Consider the following 18,264-nt stretch of genomic DNA (forward strand, 5'->3'; position numbering starts at 1 on the left):
GACCGTGGTCACGATTCCAACGCAGTTCAACGGTCCAGCCCACTCCGGCAATGGTGGTTACGTCGCAGGGCTGATCGCCGAGCAGGTCGACGGCACCGGGCCGGTCACCTCGACGCTGCGGCTGCCGCCGCCGCTCGACACGCCCCTCAGCTGGGAGCGGGACGCGGACGAGGTCCGTCTCCTGACCGCCGGCGGCGCCGTGATCGGCGAGGCAGCGGCCGGCTCGTTCACGCGCGAGGCGCCCATGGTGCCGACGCTCGAGCAGGCGCAGGCGGGCCTGGCGGCGTACCCGGGATTCAAGCATCACCCCTTCGACCACTGCTTCACATGCGGCACACAGCGCGGCGAGGGCGACGGACTGCGCCTGTTCACCGGCCCGATCGAGGGCGATCGGACCGCTGGTCCGTGGACTCCGCACGAGTCCTTCGCCGGCGAGGACGGCACGATCGACGAGCCGATCATGTGGGCAGCGCTGGACTGCCCCGGCGGTTGGTCCGCAGACTTCACCAAGCAGACGATGGTGCTGGGGCGCATGACGGCCCAGGTCCTGCGCAGGCCGCGGGCCGGTGAACCGTGCCTGTCGGTCGGACACCTCGACTCGCGCAACGGCCGCAAGTTCTTGACCGACACCGCGTTGTACACCGAGGCCGGCGAGCTGCTCGGCCGCGCCGAGCAGGTGTGGATCGAGATCGACGTCGCCAACTTCTCCTGACGTCGCGTCGCTCGGCTACGGCGTCGGGTTGCGGGTGTCGTACGTCAGGAAGCGACGTTGCAGGACAGTCGCGGTCGCCAGCCCGGCGAGACACAGCACACCGCCGATGATCATGGCCCACTCCTCGTTGGTCGCGGCCGCGATCGAGCCGATGACGAAGTCGCCCAATCTGGGTCCGCCGGCGACGACGACGACGAAGACCCCCTGCAGCCGGCCCCGGAGCTCATCGGGCGCGGCAGTCTGCAGGATCGTCGACCGGTAGGACGCGCTGATCATGTCGGCGGCGCCGGACAGTGCAAGGAATGTGACCCCGAGCCACAGCACGCCGGGCAGCCCGATCGCGGAGACCCCCACCGCCGCGACCGCGACGCCGTAGACCGCGATCGCGACCACGATGGCGATGCCCTGCCTCCGCACCCGGCCAACCGATCCCGACACCGCAAAGGCCACCAGGGAGCCGATCGCCGGTGCGGCCTGCAGCAGGCCGAGCGTCGAGGCGTTGCCGGCGTAGACCGTGATGGCCAGCGCCGGGAACAGCGCCCGTGGCTGGGCGAAGATCATGGCGCACAGGTCGACGATGAAGGTCATCCGCAGGTTGGGCGCCGAGGCCAGGAAGCGCAGCCCCTCGACGACCGAACGCAGGCCCGGCGCCGAGCCGCGGCCACCGAGCGGCGGGATGGACGGGAGCCGCACGAGCGCGTACAGCGCGGCTCCGAACGTGATCGCGTCGATCGTGTACGCGACCTCGACCCCGTGCCACCCGATCACCAGGCCGCCGACCAACGGGCCGACCGTGAATCCAAGGTTGAACGACGCCATACCGAGGGCATTCGCCGCGGGAAGCATCTCGGCAGGCAGCAGGCGTGGCAGCATCGCCGAGCGCGCCGGGTTGTTGACCGCGAAGAACGCGGCCTGCAGGGCGACGATGGCGTACAGCAGTCCGACCGACTCGACGTCGGCGTAGGCCTGCGCGACGAGCAGGCCCGAGCACACCCACAGGCCCACCGCCGACCACAGGGCGATCAGTCGCCGGTCGTAGGCATCGACCAGCGCTCCCCCGTAAAGGCCGCCCAGCACGAGCGGAGCTAGTCCGCAGAGCCCGACCAGACCGACCTTGAACGACGAGCCGGTCAGGCCGTAGACCTGGAACGCGATCGCGATGACGGTCATCTGCTGGCCGAACTGCGAGATCGTCTGGCCGAACCACAACCGCCGAAATGCCGGGGACTCCCGCAGCGGCCGGATGTCGCTGACGACATGTCCGACCCGGGCCAGGAAGCTCACCACCAGATCATGCCAGCGCGGCCGTTGCAGGCCGCAACCGGCTGGCGCGATCAGGCTGGATCGGCGCCTGCCGGTCACGCCGCAGCGAGAGCGCGCATACTGACCGCATGACCACTCCCCGTATCCGCCATGAGCTCACGATCGAGCAGGTGCAGCGCTGGGTCGTGTCATTCCTGATCCTCGCCGTGTCGAGCTTTCCGCTCGGCGCACTGGTGGCAGTCATCCACACGATCGTGGGGGAAGGTCGCAACAGCGACGGGATCATCCTGCTCGTCGTGATGGGCTGCCTCGGGGTGCTTGCTCTCGGCGCGATCCGGCTGGTGCACCGCCGGACCGTGTTCGTGCCGTGGCTCGTGCTCGGCACACTCCCAGCGGTAATTGCAGCCTTCTTCATCTTCTAGCCCGCGGGCCTCCAGCGCTGCCCTGTCCGCAAAGTGTGCGAGCCTGCCCGGGTCGCGGAGCATGGATGGTGGAGGTTCGCACTACTCCTGATCGACGCAGTGCGAACTCGCACAGTTTCGCTGCCGCGGGTGGGGCTAGGACTGGAGATCGCTGACCAGCGGTGAGAAGCTCGACCGCCGGACAGCGAGCTCGAGGGACGCCACGTCGGGTGTGGCAGACACCGGACGAACGCCCACAACGGTGCGAATCATCAGCACCGGGATCAGGGCCACCGCGAGCAGCACGAGCAGCAACCAGGAGGCTCGGCCGAAGGTGTCGGTCGCGATCGCGACGGCTGCGGCGACGGTCGAGCCGCCGCCTACGTACGCCGCCGCCCACGTCGCGGAACCGGCCAGGGAAGCCGGAGCGAAGCGGCGGTACTCCAGCCCGGAGGCGCCGGCCGCCGCCGGGGTCAGCGTGCGGACGATCGGGATCAACCTGGTCAGGAAGACCGCAAGCCCGCCGCGGCGGTGCAGCATCTCGGTGGCTCGGTCGTAGTGCCGCACCCCGAGGCGCCGAACGGCCCTGGTCTCGCGCAGGTTGTCGCCGAACCGCCGGCCCAGCAGGTATCCCGCGTGGTCACCCGCACTTGCGCCCAACATCACGACGATCCCCAGCATGACCATCTGCGTCGGGGTCCCCATCGTCGCAGCCAGCAGGACGACGGCGGTCTCACCCGGCAGCACCATGCCGAGCCCCAGGCCGGACTCAGCAAATGCGAGAAAGAAGCCCAGCAGGAGCGTCAGCAGGAGGGCGGTCATGCCGACAGAGTGCCCGGCCGACGTGACGCGCGACCCGCGGCGAGGTGGACCCCGCGTGAACAGCGGGTTTCAGCGGTCCTGCAGGAGCCCCAGCAGGTAGTCGCCATAGCCACTCTTGGCATAGGCATCGGCCTGCGCACGCAGGCCGTCGTCGGTCAGCAGGCCCTTGCGCCAAGCCGCCTCCTCGGGGCAACCGATCGACAACCCCTGCCGCTTCTGGACGGTGCGGATGAACTCACCGGCCTCACCGAGGGAGTCGAACGTGCCGGTGTCGAGCCAGGCGACGCCCCGCTCGAGCACCTCGACCCTCAGACGACCGGCCTCGAGATAACGCCGGTTGAGGTCGGTGATCTCGAGCTCGCCCCGCGCGGAGGGCTTGAGATCGGCGACCATGTCGACGACGTCGTTGCTGTAGAAGTACAGACCCGGCACCGCGTACGAGCTCTTGGGGATCGCGGGCTTCTCCTCCAGCGAGATCGCGACGCCGCGCTCGTCGAACTCCACGACGCCCGAGGCCGAAGGATCGGCGACCCGGTAGCCGAAGATCACGGCGCCGTCGAGGTCGGTGAACTTGGTCAGCTGCGTGCCGAGACCGGCACCGTAGAAGATGTTGTCGCCGAGGACCAGCGCCACGGGCTCGCTGCCGATGTGCTCCTTGCCGATCACGAACGCCTGCGCGAGACCATCCGGACTGGGTTGCACGGCGTAGGTGATCTCGATGCCGAACTGCGAGCCGTCGCCCAGCAGGTGAGCGAACTGGGCCGAGTCGTGCGGAGTCGTGATGATCAGGACCTCGGTGACGCCCGCCAGGATCAGCGTCGACAGCGGGTAGTAGATCATCGGCTTGTCGTACACCGGGAGCAGCTGCTTGCTCACGGCACGTGTGACGGGATGGAGTCGGGAGCCAGTTCCACCGGCCAGGATGATTCCGCGCATGGCGCACATCCTAGGGATGCGCCCCCCGCACGCAGAGCGGCACCACTACTGTGGCCCCATGCGAAACGTCCTGGTGACCGGTGGGGCCGGTTTCATCGGCTCCAACTTCGTGCGCCACCTCATCACCACGACCGACCTCGACGTCACGGTCCTCGACAAGCTGACGTACGCCGCGAGCCGCGAGAGTCTCGCGGACCTGCCGGCGGACCGCTGCACCCTCGTGGTCGGTGACATCGCCGACGCCGCGCTGGTCAGCGATCTGGTGGGCCGTCACGATGCCGTCGTGCACTTCGCAGCCGAGTCGCACAACGACAACTCGCTCAACGACCCCAGCCCGTTCGTGCAGACCAACCTGGTCGGCACGTTCACGCTGCTCGAGGCCGCCCGGCAGCACGACGTCCGCTTCCACCACATCTCGACCGACGAGGTCTACGGCGACCTCGACCTGGACGACCCGGCACGGTTCACCGAGTCGACGCCGTACAACCCGTCCAGCCCCTACTCCGCGACCAAGGCCGGCTCGGACCTGCTCGTCGCGGCCTGGGTACGGTCCTTCGGCGTTCGCGCGACGATCAGCAACTGCTCCAACAACTACGGGCCCTACCAGCACGTCGAGAAGTTCATCCCCCGCCAGATCACCCAGCTCATCGACGGCCACAAGCCGCGGCTGTACGGCGACGGCCTCAACGTCCGCGACTGGATCCACGTCGAGGACCACAGCCGCGCGGTGCTGACGATCCTGCAGCACGGAGCGATCGGCGATACGTACCTGATCGGCGCCGATGGCGAGCAGGGCAACCGCGACGTGGTCGCCCGATTGCTGGAGATCTTCGGCCGCGAGCCCGATGACTTCGAGCACGTCACCGATCGCGCCGGCCACGACCGGCGCTACGCGATCGACTCCGGCAAGCTGCGTGCCGAGCTCGGCTGGCAGCCGGAGTTCGCCGACTTCACGTCTGGCCTCGCGGACACGGTCGAGTGGTACCGGGCCAACGAGCGGTGGTGGCGACCGAGCAAGGCCGCGACCGAGTCGATGTACGCGCGACAGGGTCAGTGATCGTGACGACCATGGCCTGCGCCGCGCCTGAGCGCCATCGCGACCTGACGTGACTGGCCCCGAGGTGACCGCGACCGCGATCCCCGGCCTGCTGGTCGTGCACCTGCCCGTCCATGCGGACAACCGAGGCTGGTTCAAGGAGAACTGGCAGCGGACCAAGATGGTGGACGCCGGCCTGCCCGACTTCGGCCCGGTCCAGCACAACATCGCGTTCAACACCTCGGCGGGCACGACTCGCGGCATCCACGCCGAGCCGTGGGACAAGCTCGTCTCGGTGGCGACCGGGCGCGTGTTCGCGGCATGGGTCGACCTGCGCGCGGGCGAGTCGTTCGGTGCGACGTTCTCGATCGAGCTCGACGCCTCGACCGCTGTGTTCATCCCCCGCGGTGTGGCCAATGGCTACCAGACGCTCGAGGACGGTACGGCGTACTCCTACCTCGTCAACGCCCACTGGACCCCCGACGGCGAGTACGCCAACGTCAATCTCGCCGACGAGACCGTCAACGTCCCGTGGCCACTGCCCCTGATCGAGATCTCCGACAAGGATCGTGGGCACCCGCGTCTGGCCGAGGTCGTGCCGGTGCCGACCCGGCGGGCCCTCATCCTCGGCGCAGACGGACAGCTGGGCCGCGCGCTGCGAGAGGTCCTGCCCGACGCTCTGGCGCTGAGCCGGTCCCAGCTCGACCTGACCGATCCCACGACCTATGACCGGGTGCCGTGGGACGACATCGACACGATCATCAACGCGGCCGCATTCACCGCGGTCGATGCCGCCGAGACTCCCGAGGGCCGGCAGCAGGCGTGGGCGGTCAACGTCACGGCGGTCGCTGCCCTGGCCCGGATCGCGATCCAGCGCCGCCTGACTCTCGTGACGATCTCGTCGGACTACGTCTTCGACGGCACACGGCCCGAGCACACGATCGACGAGCCACTGTCGCCTCTGGGTGTCTACGGGCAGACCAAGGCCGCTGGCGAGGCCGTCACCTCGACGGTCCAGAAGCACTACATCGTCCGCACCAGCTGGGTCGTCGGCGACGGCGGCAACTTCGTCGCCACGATGCAGCGGTTGGCCCAGGGCGGCGTCCGGCCCCAGGTCGTGGATGACCAGTTCGGTCGGCTGACGACCGCCGCCGAGCTCGCCGAGGGGATCGTGGGGCTGCTGGCGAGCGGCGCGCCGTACGGCATCCACCACCTCACCGGCGGCGGCGAGCCCAGGTCGTGGGCCGCCATCGCGCGCGAGGTGTTCGCCGCCGAGGGTCGGGACCCTGCCGACGTGGTCGGAGTCTCAACCGAGTCGTACGGCGCCGACAAGCACCTCGCGCCCCGACCCCGGCACAGCACGCTCGCTCCGCGCGATCAACCACCAGCCTGATCTCAGGGGGCGAGACGGTCACGACGCCAGCCGTCGCCCTGCCGGGCGTACCTGAGGCGGTCGTGCAGCCGGCTCTCCCGGCCCTGCCAGAACTCGATCGTGTCGAAGGCGATGCGGTAGCCGCCCCAGATCGGTGGACGTACGATCTCGTGGCCGCCGAACACCTGCTCGACCTCGAGGACGCGCTGCTCCAGCGACTCGCGGTTGGGGATCGGTCGAGACTGCGGTGACGCGACGGCGCCGATCTGGGATCCACGCGGCCTGGACTGGAAGTACGAGTCGGACTCGGCCTCGTCGATGCGGTTCACGACGCCCTCGACCCGCACCTGCCGCTGCAGCGGATGCCACAGCATGGTCGCCGCGGCACGCGGATTCGCCTCCAGCTCAGCACCCTTGCGCGACTCATAGCTCGTGAAGAAGGTCAGGCCGCGCTCGTCCAGCCCCTTGAGCAGCACGATGCGGACAGCAGGCCGCCCATCACGTGTTGCCGTCGCCAGAGCCATGGCATTCGGCTCGTACAGGTCCGCGTCGATCGCCTCGTTGAGCCACCGACCGAACAGCGCCAGCGGATCATCGCCGGCGGCCGTCTCGTCGAGCCCCTCACGGGCGTACTCGGCCCGCATCTGCGCCAGATCGGGGGTCTCCATGACTCCACCGTAGTGGCGCAGTGCAGAATGCAGGGTATGACTGAAGTGCACCACGGGCTGGAAGGCGTCATCGCGTTCGAGAGCGAGATCGCCGAACCCGACAAGGAAGGCTCTGCACTGCGTTATCGCGGTGTCGACATCGACGACCTGGTCGGCCGCGTGCCGTTCGAAAAGATCTGGGGGCTGTTGGTCGACGGCTCGTACGAACCCGGCCTCCCGCCGGCAGAACCGTTCCCGATCCCGGTCCACTCCGGCGACATCCGCGCCGACGTGCAGAGCGCCATCGCGCTGACCGCACCGGCGTGGGGCCTCAAGCAGCTCTACGACATCGATGACGTGCAGGCCCGCGAGGACCTCGCTCGCACCGCGGTCATGATCCTGTCGTACGTCGCCCAGGCCGCCCGCGGCGTCAGCAAGCCCATGGTGCCGCAGGCCGAGATCGACAAGAACGACTCGATCATCGGACGGATGCTCACCCGTTGGCGTGGCGAGGTCACCCCCGATCACGCCAAGGCCATCGACGCTTATCTGGTCTCGGCTGCCGAGCACGGCATGAACGCATCGACGTTCACTGCTCGCGTCATCGCCTCGACCGGTGCTGATGTCGCCGCCGCGCTCTCCGGAGCCGTCGGTGCCATGTCGGGCCCGCTGCACGGCGGCGCCCCGGCCCGTGTGCTGACCATGATCGAGGGTGTCGAGAAGTCCGGCGACGCGACCAAGTACGTCAAGGATCTGCTCGACTCGGGCGAGCGCCTGATGGGCTTCGGTCACCGCGTCTACCGCGCCGAGGACCCTCGTGCACGCACGCTGCGACGCACCGCCAAGGAGCTCAACGCTCCGCGAGCCGAGGTCGCCATCGCGCTGGAGCAGGCCGCGCTCAAGGAGCTCCGCGAGCGTCGGCCCGATCGGGTGCTGGAGACCAACGTCGAGTTCTGGGCCGCCATCGTTCTGGACTACGCCGAGGTGCCCCCGAACATGTTCACGGCCATGTTCACCTCGGCCCGCACCGCGGGTTGGAGCGCGCACATCCTGGAGCAGAAGCGCACCGGTCGTCTGATCCGGCCGTCCGCGATCTACACCGGCCCGCCGACCCGCGGCGCCGATGAGGTCGAGGGCTGGAACCCGGCGTGGGCCACCAGCTGACCCAGCACCACTGCACGACGTAGAAGGGCCCCATCCGTCGCCGGATGGGGCCCTTCGGCGTCCGGCACGTCCGGGACATGGCCCTGCCTCGCCTATGCTGAGCGCCGTGAGGTCAAAGGGAATCACGATCCTCGCGGGGGTCATTGCCGCGGTCGTGCTCGTGAGCCTGACGATCGGTCTGGCCTCCCCCGACGGCTCGGTGGGCGAGGGCCAGCGGGCCACCCCTTCGGCGGTCCTGGCACCGGCCACGGCGAGTCCGAGCCCCACGCCGACAGCCACGACGCCGACGCCCGCTGGACCGACCGCGGATCGCGCCCCGGAATCGGTTCAGGGCATCTGGCCCGGGCGATCGGACGCGGTGGCGGTTGACGGCAAGACTGTCGACTGGTGCCCCGCGGTCCGCACGAGCGGGGCCGCAGAGGCCGTGGCCGTGTTCGGCAAGGCGGCGGTCCGCGAGGCGGCCTGCACCGCGGTGCGCTTCGTGTTCGAGCAGCGGTACTCGCGACTGTCACTCCCCCGTACGTCGTACGCAGCGAAGGACCTCGACTTCGTCCTGACGGCTCTTGCCCCCGTCACGGTGAGCACGTACCACCCCCGCGTCGCGCATTTCGTTGCCTGTCCGAACTGCCAGTCCGCCCGTGATGCTCTCGGGCTGGTGCTGTTTCGCGGTGCCGGCACGACCGCGGGCGCCAGTCACGCCTCGGCCGGACGGGGTCGGGTCTTCTACGGCAAGGCATACGGGACGGCGGGCTACCGAGGTCGGGCCGTCTGGGTCAACCCGACATTCTCGAAGGTCGCCATCCGGGTCGACCGCTCCAAGGCGATGCCGCGGATCATCGCGACGCTCGAGGCGTCCGCTGCGGTGCCGGTGTTCAACTCCTCGGCCCGACGCGACGACATGTTGACGGTGCCGACGCGCGCAGTTTTCATCCTCCGTCGCGAGGGCAAGGCCTGGAAGCTCGGCGGATGGGACATCCACAGCGGAGCCTTCGCCTACGCCGCACTCGCGATCGTCTAGACGGGCGAGCCGGGGCCGGTCGTCCCCCCGAGACGACCGGCCCCGCACGCCTGACGGCGCCCGCAAGAAACGGTCCGACCACCCCCCCGAACGGTCGGACCACCCACGTGATCAGCAACGCTATCGAAGCCGTGCCGCCACGTGCAGTCTTGACATTAGCGCACGATGTAGTTAATCAGGACTATACGGATCTAGTCCTTTTGAGTTACTCCCTCACCAGGCGATCCTCGGCGCGGAGACACTCCCTTGTCTCCGCGTCGTCCGTTCCTCGGAATGGTGGCATGGTCCGCGACGTTGAACCCGGTATGACAACAATCGGATTGATCGGCGCTGGACACATCGGCGGCCAGTTGGCTCGCGCAGCCACGGCCAAGGGCTACGACGTCGTGATCAGCAACTCACGCGGGCCTGAGACGCTCACCGCACTGATCGACGAGCTGGGCCCCACAGCCCGGGCCGGTACGGCTCAGGAGGCCGCCGAGGCCGCCGACATCGCGGTCGTGACGATCCCGGTCAAGGCGATCCACTCGGTGCCGGCGGGCGCTCTCGCAGGCAAGACCGTGATCGACACCAACAACTATTACCCACAACGAGACGGATCGATCCCTGAGCTCGACAGCGAGGCGACCACCAGCGCCGAGCTGCTGCAGCGCCACCTGCCCGGCGCGCGCGTCGTGAAGGCGTTCAACCACATCCAGTCCGACGCGATCACCGCCGAGGCGCAGGGGCCCGGCACGACCGACCGCCGAGCGCTCGCCATCGCCGGCGACGACGCCGCAGCCAAGGCCGAGGTCAGCGCGTTCATCGACGCGGTCGGATTCGACGTCGTCGACCTGGGCGCCCTGCCCGAGGGCTGGCGGGTGCAGCCCGACACACCTGGCTATGGCCCGCGACTCACGAGCATCCAGATGGCGGCGGCCGCAGCGTCGGCGAGCCGCCGCAACGGCTGAGTCTCAGCGCAGCTCGGTGAGCTGTTTCAAGTCGTCGGCAGGCAGGGTGTCGACGACCGCGGTGACGTTCATCGACAGCAGGTCCACCCGGGCCCAGTGCTGGGACAGGAACGCCGTCTCGGAGGCGTCCTGGCCTGTCGCGATGCGCAGCAGGCTCCCCCGAGGGGCGAGGGTCGTCGCGTCGACGACGTGCCAGGCGTCCTCGATGTACGCCTCCGCGACGGCGTGGAAGTCCATCGGATAGAGGCCCGGCGCGTAGACCGAGGCGATCCTGGCCGGGACGTCGAGCGCGCGCAGCAGTGCCACGACGAGATGGGCGTAGTCCCGACACACGCCCTGGCGGGCCAGCATCGTCGCGACGGCGCCGTCGGTCGGCAGGCTCGCTCCCGGCACGTACGACAGGTGCGCACCGACCCAGGAGCTGACGGCGTCGAGGAGCTCCTTGCCGTGCACCCCCATGAACTCGGAGTTGGCCGTCGAGAACAATGTGTCGGACTCGCAGTAGCGGCTGGGCCGGCGATACTCGATCAGGTCGAGCTCGTCGACCGGAGACGGGGCGGCATGCCCCATGACCTCGGCCGTGTAGTCGATCGTCATGCGCCCGGCCGGTCCGGTGAGCCGGTGCAGACGAGTCCCGTGGCGCCCGGCGATCTCGTGCGGCTCGAGCTCCACGCCACCGGAGCGGATCGTGAGCGACTCGGTCGCCTCGACCCCCTCGGCGACCGCGATCGAGAAGATCAGGTCAGCCTCGGCGTGGAGGTGCAGCTGCAGGTTGGCGGAGACAGATCTTTTCACTGATCGATCCTGTCACATCTGCGGTGACGCGGCCCGGGACGAGGGTCAGCCGTCGAACGCCTCGAGGATCCGGTCAGCGGCGGTCGCGGCCGGCATCTCTCCGGACAGCACGGCCTCGCGGATCTCCGCGCGCATCGCGGCGACCTGGGGGTCGCCGCGCAGCCGCTGATCGAGCTCGTCGCGCACCAGCGCCCAGGTGAAGTCGAGCTGCTGCTGGGCCCTCTTCTCGCGGAGACCCTTGCTGCCCATGAACTCGCGGTGCCGGATGATCCGGTTCCAGACGGTATCGATCCCGGTGCCGTCGAGCGCCGAGCAGGTCAGCACCGGTGGGACCCATCCGGTGCCGCCCGCGTAGACCATGCGGAGCGCACCGGCCAGGTCCTTGGAGGTCGCCTCGGCCTCCTGCACGCGCTCGCCGTCGGCCTTGTTGACCGCGACGACGTCCGAGATCTCCAGGATGCCCTTCTTGATGCCCTGCAGCTGGTCGCCGGTGCGAGCGATCGTCAGGAACAAGAACGTGTCGACCATGCCGGCGACCGTGATCTCGGACTGACCGACGCCCACGGTCTCGACCAGCACGACATCGAAGCCGGCTGCCTCGAGGACCGTCATCGCCTGGCTCGTCGCGCGGGCGACACCACCCAACGTCCCCGCGGTGGGTGAGGGCCGGATATAGGCGTCGGGGCTCACCGCGAGCCGCGACATCCGGGTCTTGTCACCGAGCACCGATCCGCCGGTACGCACGCTGGACGGGTCGACCGCCAGCACACCCACGCGGTGCCCCTCCTCCACGAGGTGCATCCCGAGCGCCTCGATGAACGTCGACTTGCCGACCCCGGGCACGCCCGAGATGCCGACCCGCACGGCCCCCCCGGCCTCGGGGGTCAGGAGGCCCAGCAGCTCTCGCGCCTCGGCGCGATGGTCGGCACGACGTGACTCGATCAGCGTGATGGCACGGGCGATCGCCGCCCGCTTGCCGACCCGGACGTCGTCGGCGAGGTCTGCGACGTCGACCATCAGGCGCTGCCCATCACTGCGTGGGGGTCTGCTGCAGCTTGTCGAGCAGGTCGAGCGCCGAGTCGGCGATCACGGTGCCGGGCAGGAACACCGCGGCTGCACCCATCTCCTTGAGCGTCGGCACGTCATCGGGCGGTATGACTCCGCCGATCACAACCATGATGTCGGGCCTGCCCATCTCGGCCAGCGACTCCCGCAGCGCAGGCAGGAGCGTGAGGTGGCCGGCGGCCAGGCTGCTGACGCCGACGATGTGCACATCGGCATCGATGGCCTGCTGCGCGACCTCCTCGGGCGTCGAGAAGAGCGGACCGACGTCGACGTCGAACCCCATGTCGGCAAATGCCGTCACGATGACTTTCTGGCCGCGGTCGTGGCCGTCCTGCCCCATCTTGGCAACGAGGATCCGCGGGCGACGACCCTCGGCCTGCTCGAAGGCCTCGGTGGCGTCGATGACCTTCTGGATGTTGCCACCCTGGCCAGCTTCGGTGCGGTACACACCTGAGATCGTACGGATCACGGCCTGGTGGCGCCCGTAGACCTTCTCCAGCGCGTCGGAGATCTCGCCGACCGTGGCCTTGGCTCGCGCCGCGTCCACCGCCAGCGTCAACAGGTTGTTGTCGAGCGAGCCATCGCTGGCCGAGCCACGCTCGGCGCTGCGGGTCAGCGCGGCCAGGGCCGCGTCGACGTCGTCCTGGTTACGCTCGGCGCGCAGTCGCTCGAGCTTGGCGATCTGCGAGGCATAGACGGCCTTGTTGTCGACCTTGAGGACGTCCAACGGGTCCTCGTCGGCCAGACGGTACGTGTTGATGCCGATGACGGCCTGCTGGCCGGAGTCGATTCGTGCCTGCGTGCGTGCCGCGGCCTCCTCGATGCGCATCTTGGGAATGCCTGCCTCGATCGCCTTGGACATGCCGCCAGCCTTCTCGACCTCCTGGATGTGCGCCCAGGCGCGGTTGGCCAGGTCGTGGGTCAGGCGCTCGACGTAGTACGAGCCGCCCCACGGGTCGATGACGTCGGTCGTGCCGGACTCCTGCTGCAGCAGGAGCTGGGTGTTGCGTGCGATCCGGGCGCTGAAGTCCGTCGGCAGCGCGATCGCCTCGTCGAGGGCGTTGGTGTGCAGCGACTGGGTGTGGCCCTGCGTCGCGGCCATGGCCTCGATACAGGTGCGGCCGACGTTGTTGTAGACGTCCTGCGCCGTCAGCGACCAGCCCGAGGTCTGGCTGTGGGTACGCAGACTCAGCGACTTGGGATTCTTCGGCTCGAAGTCCGCCACCAGACGCGCCCAGAGCGCACGGGCGGCCCGCATCTTGGCGATCTCCATGTAGAAGTTCATCCCGATCGCCCAGAAGAAGCTCAGGCGCGGCGCAAACGCGTCGATGTCCAGGCCCACGTCAAGACCCGCGCGGATGTACTCGACGCCGTCGGCCAGCGTGTAGGCGAGCTCGAGGTCGTTCGTCGCCCCGGCCTCCTGGATGTGATAGCCAGAGATCGAGATCGAGTTGAACCGCGGCATCTTCTGCGCGGTGTAGGCGAAGATGTCCGAGATGATCCGCATCGAGGGTGCCGGCGGATAGATGTAGGTGTTGCGGACCATGAACTCCTTGAGGATGTCGTTCTGGATGGTCCCGGAAAGCTTCTCTGGCGGCACGCCCTGCTCCTCGGCCGCCACGATGTACAACGCGAGCACCGGCAGCACGGCGCCGTTCATCGTCATCGACACGCTCATCTCGTCGAGCGGGATGCCCTCGAACAGCTTGCGGGTGTCGTAGATCGAGTCGATCGCCACGCCGGCCATGCCGACGTCACCGACGACGCGCGGGTTGTCCGAGTCGTAGCCGCGGTGGGTCGCGAGGTCGAAAGCGACCGAGAGACCTTTCTGGCCTGCGGCCAGGTTGCGGCGGTAGAACGCGTTGGACTCCTCGGCCGTGGAGAAGCCCGCGTACTGGCGGATCGTCCATGGCTGGGTCGAGTACATAGCCGGGTAGGGGCCGCGCAGGTACGGCGTGAGGCCCGGGTAGGTGTCGAGTGCGTCGACGCCCTCGAGGTCGGCGGCCGTGTAGAGACCCTCGATCTCGATCCCCTCCGGCGCCGACCACGGCTCGGCGCCGTCGGTCGCCCGGGCATAGGTGTCGGCGTCCGGCTCGTACGGCTGGTCCGGATCCAGCGGCAGGCCAGCAAAGCTCTGCGGAATGCTCGTCATGCCTGTGCTCCTTGGTTCGATCGCTGACGTGTGCTCATGCGGTCAGCTTCTCTCGGGTCGCGCGCAGAAATGCCAGGGCGTCCAGTCCGGCGGCGGCATCCGCGTCAGCACCGAGATCGGCCTTGCCGGCGACGATGACGTGGGTCGCGCCGGCGTCACGCAACGCGGTGACCAGATCGGCGCCCCACGCGTCGTAGGCCTTGTCGTTGCCGACCAGTGCGACGACGGCGGGCCGGCCCGCCTCGTCGTACGCCGTGACGACGTCGGCGACGCCCTCGGTCGGTCCGGCGACCACCGTGTCGATGCCACCCGCGGCGAACAAGTTGGCTGCGAACGTGCCACGTGCCGTGAACGCCGAGACGGGGCCCATCGAGGCGAGGAAGACCGGCGATGCCGCACGGTCGTCACGCAGGGCCTCGAACTCCCCCCCGTAGCGGTGCACCTCGACGGCCCGTGCGTACGGTCGCCGTTCGGGCAGCTCCTCGTGCAGGTTGGGGAACTCCGAGACACCCGTGATGGGCCGCTTGCGCTTCGCGACGTCGAGGGCCCGCTCGGAGACCGTGGTCCTGATCCAGGAGCCGATGAGGTCGAGGGCGGACTCCAGCGACGTCGTCTCGTCGATCTCACCGAACAGCGCCCAGGCTGCCCGGGCGAGGTCGTCGGTCAGCTTCTCAACACCATGCGCGCCGCCGGCCGGATCGGACACCGCCGCGACGTGGGACTCGCTGATCAGCAGGCTCGAGGTGTTGCGGGCGATGCGTCGACCGAACGGTTCGGGCAGGCCGAGTGGCTCGTCGAATGGCAGCACCGTGACGGAGGCTGCGCCGCCGACACCGGCGGCGAACGCGGCGACGGTCGTACGCAGCATGTTCACGTACGGGTCGTACTTCGCCATCATGGGGCGCGACGTCACGGCGTGCTGGTGCTGACCCGCGTCCGCGGTCGTCACCCCGCTGAGCTCGGCGACCCGGTTCCACAGTCGGCGGGCAGCGCGGAGCTTGGCGATCGTCGGGAACTGCTCGTCGGTCGCGGCGTAGCGGAAGTCGATCAGCGCGGCGGCCTCGTCGACCGAGAAGCCGGCCTCAACCAGGATCCGCAGGTAGGTCACCCCGGACCCGAGCGAGTAGGCAAGTTCCTGCGCGTCGGACGCGCCGGCGTCGTGGGCAGCCGTCGCGTCGACCGTGATCGCCCGCACGCCGAGCCGCTGGGCGAGACGAGCGACCTCGATCAGGGCGTCGAAGTCCGGCTCTGCCGTGCCGCGGAGGGCCTCACCGATCGGGTCGGCGCCAAAGCTGGTGCCGGGGGCGGCGGTGACGCCCTTGTCCTCGATGACCGCAGCCAGCGCCGTGGCCGCCGCGAGCGACTCGCCCGGCGCGTCAAGGACGATCGCAGCGAGGTCGACGAAGACCGGCTCGAGGATCGTCGCGAGCGCGTCGATCGGGACAGCGCCGGTGCCGACCGAGAGCCACAGCGAGTTGACGCCGTTCTCGAGATCCGTCACGACGTCCCTGGCGGTGCGCTCGGCATCGGGATCGGTGAACCAGGCGCGGATGTCCCAGCCCTCGAGCTCGCGGGCCGCGGTGCTGCCGCGGGTGAAGGGCGCCTGGCCCGGGAGTCCGCCGTCGGGCAGTCCGGCACTCAGCGTCGGTGTGCCGAGCGGCGCGACGGAGATGCCGTCCAGCGTCGTGGTCGCGAGCAGCGCCCACACGTCGGTGTCGGGGGCGTCGTCGGCGAGTTTGCGGGACTTGCGGAGGACCGCGGCGGCGGCCTTCTCCCATTCGTCCTGGGTGTGCTCGAGGCCTTGCGCGAGGGAGACCTCGATCGCACCTACGTTGCTCGGACTCGTCGAGGGGTCTGATGCCATAAGGGGCATCGTACGAACACACGGTGATGCGGGCCACTCAATGTGACGAATGTGACGAGGGTGTTACGTCACGCCGGGTCGAGCGCGACGAGAAAACCGGCCAGGTCGAGCACCTGCACGTGCTCGGCGGGAGTCGCGGTGATCTCGCTGGAGACGGTGCGCCGCCGTCCGGTCAGCATCAGGATCCGCCCGATCGTGCCGTGGACCCGCTCGGTGCCGTCCGCGCCCTCGACCCGCTCGACCCTCCCGTCCAGGTCCGGCGGCATGATCGGCAGCTCGTCGTCGTCACCAGGCGGGCCGGCTCGCCACTGGACGGCCTCGCCGACCGCGAAGCCCTCCTCGAGCACGACCTCCGACGACGGGTACACATAAGTCCACACGCCCTCAACGGTACGGCGGACCGCTCCTGAGAGACTGGGCGCGTGAAGATTCCCTCAGACCTGTTGCCAGGTGACGGCCGATTCGGGTCCGGACCGTCGAAGGTGCGCGTCGAGGCCCTCGAGGCCCTCGCCGCGACCCAGGACTCCCTGATGGGGACGTCCCACCGCCAGGCGCCCGTGCGGAACCTGGTCGGCAGCCTGCGCGACGGCCTCGCCGAGCTGTTCAGCCTGCCGGAGGGCCACGAGGTCGTGCTCGGGCTCGGCGGCTCGCACGCCTTCTTCGATGCCGCGACGTTCGGGCTGGTCCGCGAGCGCAGCCAGCACCTCGTGCATGGCGAGTTCACCCGCAAGTTCGCGACCGCGGTCGCCGCGGCGCCATTTCTCACCGACCCACAGATCCTCGAGAGCGACCCGTCGACGCACCCCGTCCCGACGGCCGAGCCCGGCATCGACACCTATGCATGGGCGCACAACGAGACGTCGACGGGCGTCATGGTGCCGGTCCAGCGGGTCGCCGGCGCCGACGCCGGAGCGCTGATGCTGATCGACGCGACATCGGGCGCCGGTGGGCTGCCGGTCGACGTCGCGCAGACCGATGCCTACTACTTCGCCCCGCAGAAGACCTTCGCCTCAGACGGCGGCCTGTGGGTCGCCCTGATGTCCCCCGCCGCGATCGACCGCGCCGCCGAGATCAAGGCCAGCGGGCGTCACATCCCGGGCTTCCTCGACCTGCCGGTCGCGATCGACAACTCGCGGCTCAACCAGACCTACAACACCCCTGCGATCGCGACGCTGTTCCTGCTCGACGACCAGGTGCGCTGGATGCTCGCCCAGGGCGGTCTCGACTGGGCAGTCGACCGCACGGCCGAGTCGTCGTCGCGGCTCTATGCCTGGGCCGAGGCATCGTCATACGCAACACCCTTCGTGCCTGATCCGGCCGACCGTTCGGCCGTCGTCGGCACGATCGACCTCACCGGCGTCGACGCCACCGCCGTGACTGCCGCACTGCGAGATCACGGCATCGTCGACGTCAGCGGCTACCGCGGTCTCGGTCGCAACCAGCTGCGTATCGCGATGTTCCCTGCGATCGAGCCGGACGACATCACGCAGCTGACGCGCTGTGTCGACTTCGTCGTGGCCAACCTCTGACCTCGTCGAACCGTCAGAGCACCGTGCCGGTGCGATGCAGCTCGCGATGCTCCTCGTAGATCCCGGCATTGGCCCGCAGCGCGGCGACGTGGTCGTCGTCGAGCTCGCGACGCACCTTGCCCGGTACGCCTGCGACCAGGGAGCGTGGCGGGATCACGACGCCCTCGGAGACCAAGGCCCCCGCAGCGATCAGGGAGCCGGCCCCGATGACCGCGCCGTTCATGATGATCGCGCCCATGCCGACGAGCACACCGTCGCCGATCGTGGCTCCGTGGATGATCGCTCCGTGGCCGACCGACACGTCCTCGCCGAGCACGACCGGCATGCCCTTGTCGACGTGGAAGGCGCAGTTGTCCTGCACGTTCGACCGGGCGCCGATCGTGATCGGCTCGTTGTCGGCGCGCAGGACCGCGCCGTACCAGATGCTGGCGCCGTCGCCGATCACGACGGACCCGGCCAGGGTCGCGTTGGGGGCGACCCAGGCCGTGTCCGACACCTGAGGGGTCTTGTCTCCTAGTGCGATGAGCATGAACTCAAC

General features: G+C 69.2%; 18 protein-coding genes. 8 read left to right on the top strand and 10 right to left on the bottom strand.

Going from position 1 to position 18,264, the window contains the following annotated elements; all coding sequences use genetic code 11:
• The first annotated feature begins 4 nt into the window (after nucleotides 1–4).
• The gene (locus C6I20_RS12540; RefSeq protein ID WP_118396339.1) at nucleotides 5–712 is read left to right on the top strand and encodes a hypothetical protein; all 708 of its coding nucleotides are present in this window, start codon (nucleotides 5–7) and stop codon (nucleotides 710–712) included.
• Nucleotides 713–727: 15 nt separating this feature from the next.
• On the opposite strand, the gene C6I20_RS12545 is transcribed toward C6I20_RS12540, so the two are convergent.
• Nucleotides 728–1,996: an MFS transporter gene (locus C6I20_RS12545; RefSeq protein WP_216822887.1), complete on the bottom strand. Its 1,269-nt coding sequence runs from the start codon at nucleotides 1,994–1,996 to the stop codon at nucleotides 728–730.
• A 107-nt stretch (nucleotides 1,997–2,103) separates the two neighbouring features.
• Between C6I20_RS12545 and C6I20_RS12550 the strand changes: the two genes are divergently transcribed.
• On the top strand, nucleotides 2,104–2,397 hold the full coding sequence (locus C6I20_RS12550) for a hypothetical protein (protein ID WP_118396342.1): 294 nt from the start codon (nucleotides 2,104–2,106) through the stop codon (nucleotides 2,395–2,397).
• 135 nt (nucleotides 2,398–2,532) lie between these two features.
• Here the strand turns inward: C6I20_RS12550 and C6I20_RS12555 are convergent, their stop codons facing one another.
• Nucleotides 2,533–3,198 (bottom strand): DedA family protein, encoded by a 666-nt coding sequence (locus tag C6I20_RS12555; protein ID WP_118396344.1) that lies wholly within the window; start codon nucleotides 3,196–3,198, stop codon nucleotides 2,533–2,535.
• Nucleotides 3,199–3,267: 69 nt separating this feature from the next.
• On the bottom strand, nucleotides 3,268–4,134 hold the full coding sequence (rfbA, locus tag C6I20_RS12560; protein WP_118396346.1) for a glucose-1-phosphate thymidylyltransferase RfbA: 867 nt from the start codon (nucleotides 4,132–4,134) through the stop codon (nucleotides 3,268–3,270).
• Between the two features lie 58 nt (nucleotides 4,135–4,192).
• On the opposite strand from rfbA, the gene rfbB reads away from it, so the two are divergent.
• Nucleotides 4,193–5,191, top strand: a complete 999-nt coding sequence (gene rfbB / locus C6I20_RS12565; protein ID WP_118396348.1) for a dTDP-glucose 4,6-dehydratase — start codon at nucleotides 4,193–4,195, stop codon at nucleotides 5,189–5,191.
• Nucleotides 5,192–5,240: 49 nt separating this feature from the next.
• Nucleotides 5,241–6,563, top strand: coding sequence for a bifunctional dTDP-4-dehydrorhamnose 3,5-epimerase family protein/NAD(P)-dependent oxidoreductase (locus C6I20_RS12570; protein ID WP_118396350.1), 1,323 nt, complete (start codon nucleotides 5,241–5,243; stop codon nucleotides 6,561–6,563).
• A 2-nt stretch (nucleotides 6,564–6,565) separates the two neighbouring features.
• Here the strand turns inward: C6I20_RS12570 and pdxH are convergent, their stop codons facing one another.
• Nucleotides 6,566–7,210 (bottom strand): pyridoxamine 5'-phosphate oxidase, encoded by a 645-nt coding sequence (gene pdxH, locus C6I20_RS12575; RefSeq protein ID WP_118396352.1) that lies wholly within the window; start codon nucleotides 7,208–7,210, stop codon nucleotides 6,566–6,568.
• Nucleotides 7,211–7,246: 36 nt separating this feature from the next.
• On the opposite strand from pdxH, the gene C6I20_RS12580 reads away from it, so the two are divergent.
• The 3 genes from C6I20_RS12580 to C6I20_RS12590 all read left to right on the top strand — a co-directional run bounded on the left by C6I20_RS12580 (nucleotide 7,247) and on the right by C6I20_RS12590 (nucleotide 10,321).
• Nucleotides 7,247–8,353, top strand: a complete 1,107-nt coding sequence (locus C6I20_RS12580; RefSeq protein WP_118396354.1) for a citrate synthase 2 — start codon at nucleotides 7,247–7,249, stop codon at nucleotides 8,351–8,353.
• A 106-nt stretch (nucleotides 8,354–8,459) separates the two neighbouring features.
• Nucleotides 8,460–9,371: a hypothetical protein gene (locus C6I20_RS12585; RefSeq protein ID WP_162891313.1), complete on the top strand. Its 912-nt coding sequence runs from the start codon at nucleotides 8,460–8,462 to the stop codon at nucleotides 9,369–9,371.
• A gap of 305 nt (nucleotides 9,372–9,676) precedes the next feature.
• Nucleotides 9,677–10,321, top strand: a complete 645-nt coding sequence (locus C6I20_RS12590; protein ID WP_118396358.1) for an NADPH-dependent F420 reductase — start codon at nucleotides 9,677–9,679, stop codon at nucleotides 10,319–10,321.
• 3 nt (nucleotides 10,322–10,324) lie between these two features.
• Here C6I20_RS12590 and C6I20_RS12595 read toward each other — a convergent pair whose 3' ends face one another.
• From C6I20_RS12595 to C6I20_RS12615, 5 genes are all read right to left on the bottom strand, one after another.
• The gene (locus tag C6I20_RS12595) at nucleotides 10,325–11,116 is read right to left on the bottom strand and encodes a transglutaminase family protein (protein WP_118396360.1); all 792 of its coding nucleotides are present in this window, start codon (nucleotides 11,114–11,116) and stop codon (nucleotides 10,325–10,327) included.
• 45 nt (nucleotides 11,117–11,161) lie between these two features.
• Nucleotides 11,162–12,133, bottom strand: a complete 972-nt coding sequence (gene meaB / locus C6I20_RS12600) for a methylmalonyl Co-A mutase-associated GTPase MeaB (protein WP_118396362.1) — start codon at nucleotides 12,131–12,133, stop codon at nucleotides 11,162–11,164.
• A gap of 13 nt (nucleotides 12,134–12,146) precedes the next feature.
• Entirely contained in the window at nucleotides 12,147–14,333 is a 2,187-nt protein-coding gene (gene scpA, locus C6I20_RS12605) for a methylmalonyl-CoA mutase (protein WP_118396364.1), read from the bottom strand.
• 34 nt (nucleotides 14,334–14,367) lie between these two features.
• Nucleotides 14,368–16,197: a methylmalonyl-CoA mutase family protein gene (locus tag C6I20_RS12610; RefSeq protein WP_118396366.1), complete on the bottom strand. Its 1,830-nt coding sequence runs from the start codon at nucleotides 16,195–16,197 to the stop codon at nucleotides 14,368–14,370.
• A 68-nt stretch (nucleotides 16,198–16,265) separates the two neighbouring features.
• Nucleotides 16,266–16,577 (bottom strand): hypothetical protein, encoded by a 312-nt coding sequence (locus tag C6I20_RS12615; RefSeq protein ID WP_162891314.1) that lies wholly within the window; start codon nucleotides 16,575–16,577, stop codon nucleotides 16,266–16,268.
• Nucleotides 16,578–16,619: 42 nt separating this feature from the next.
• On the opposite strand from C6I20_RS12615, the gene serC reads away from it, so the two are divergent.
• Complete coding sequence (serC, locus tag C6I20_RS12620; protein WP_118396370.1) at nucleotides 16,620–17,726, top strand: phosphoserine transaminase; 1,107 nt, start codon at nucleotides 16,620–16,622, stop codon at nucleotides 17,724–17,726.
• A gap of 13 nt (nucleotides 17,727–17,739) precedes the next feature.
• On the opposite strand, the gene C6I20_RS12625 is transcribed toward serC, so the two are convergent.
• Entirely contained in the window at nucleotides 17,740–18,255 is a 516-nt protein-coding gene (locus C6I20_RS12625) for a gamma carbonic anhydrase family protein (protein ID WP_118396373.1), read from the bottom strand.
• Nucleotides 18,256–18,264 lie beyond the last annotated feature (9 nt).

The sequence above is a fragment of the Aeromicrobium sp. A1-2 genome (genome assembly GCF_003443875.1).
In the GTDB taxonomy this organism is placed as follows: domain Bacteria; phylum Actinomycetota; class Actinomycetes; order Propionibacteriales; family Nocardioidaceae; genus Aeromicrobium.

Bases quoted from the DNA above. Each gene is read 5' to 3' on its own strand.
- rfbB (WP_118396348.1), top strand. From the start codon at position 4,193: ATGCGAAACGTCCTGGTGACCGGTGGGGCCGGTTTCATCGGCTCCAAC.
- scpA (WP_118396364.1), bottom strand. From the start codon at position 14,333: ATGACGAGCATTCCGCAGAGCTTTGCTGGCCTGCCGCTGGATCCGGAC.
- C6I20_RS12590 (WP_118396358.1), top strand. From the start codon at position 9,677: ATGACAACAATCGGATTGATCGGCGCTGGACACATCGGCGGCCAGTTG.
- C6I20_RS12555 (WP_118396344.1), bottom strand. From the start codon at position 3,198: ATGACCGCCCTCCTGCTGACGCTCCTGCTGGGCTTCTTTCTCGCATTT.
- rfbA (WP_118396346.1), bottom strand. From the start codon at position 4,134: ATGCGCGGAATCATCCTGGCCGGTGGAACTGGCTCCCGACTCCATCCC.
- C6I20_RS12625 (WP_118396373.1), bottom strand. From the start codon at position 18,255: ATGCTCATCGCACTAGGAGACAAGACCCCTCAGGTGTCGGACACGGCC.
- pdxH (WP_118396352.1), bottom strand. From the start codon at position 7,210: ATGGAGACCCCCGATCTGGCGCAGATGCGGGCCGAGTACGCCCGTGAG.
- meaB (WP_118396362.1), bottom strand. From the start codon at position 12,133: ATGGTCGACGTCGCAGACCTCGCCGACGACGTCCGGGTCGGCAAGCGG.
- C6I20_RS12580 (WP_118396354.1), top strand. From the start codon at position 7,247: ATGACTGAAGTGCACCACGGGCTGGAAGGCGTCATCGCGTTCGAGAGC.
- C6I20_RS12610 (WP_118396366.1), bottom strand. From the start codon at position 16,197: ATGGCATCAGACCCCTCGACGAGTCCGAGCAACGTAGGTGCGATCGAG.
- C6I20_RS12550 (WP_118396342.1), top strand. From the start codon at position 2,104: ATGACCACTCCCCGTATCCGCCATGAGCTCACGATCGAGCAGGTGCAG.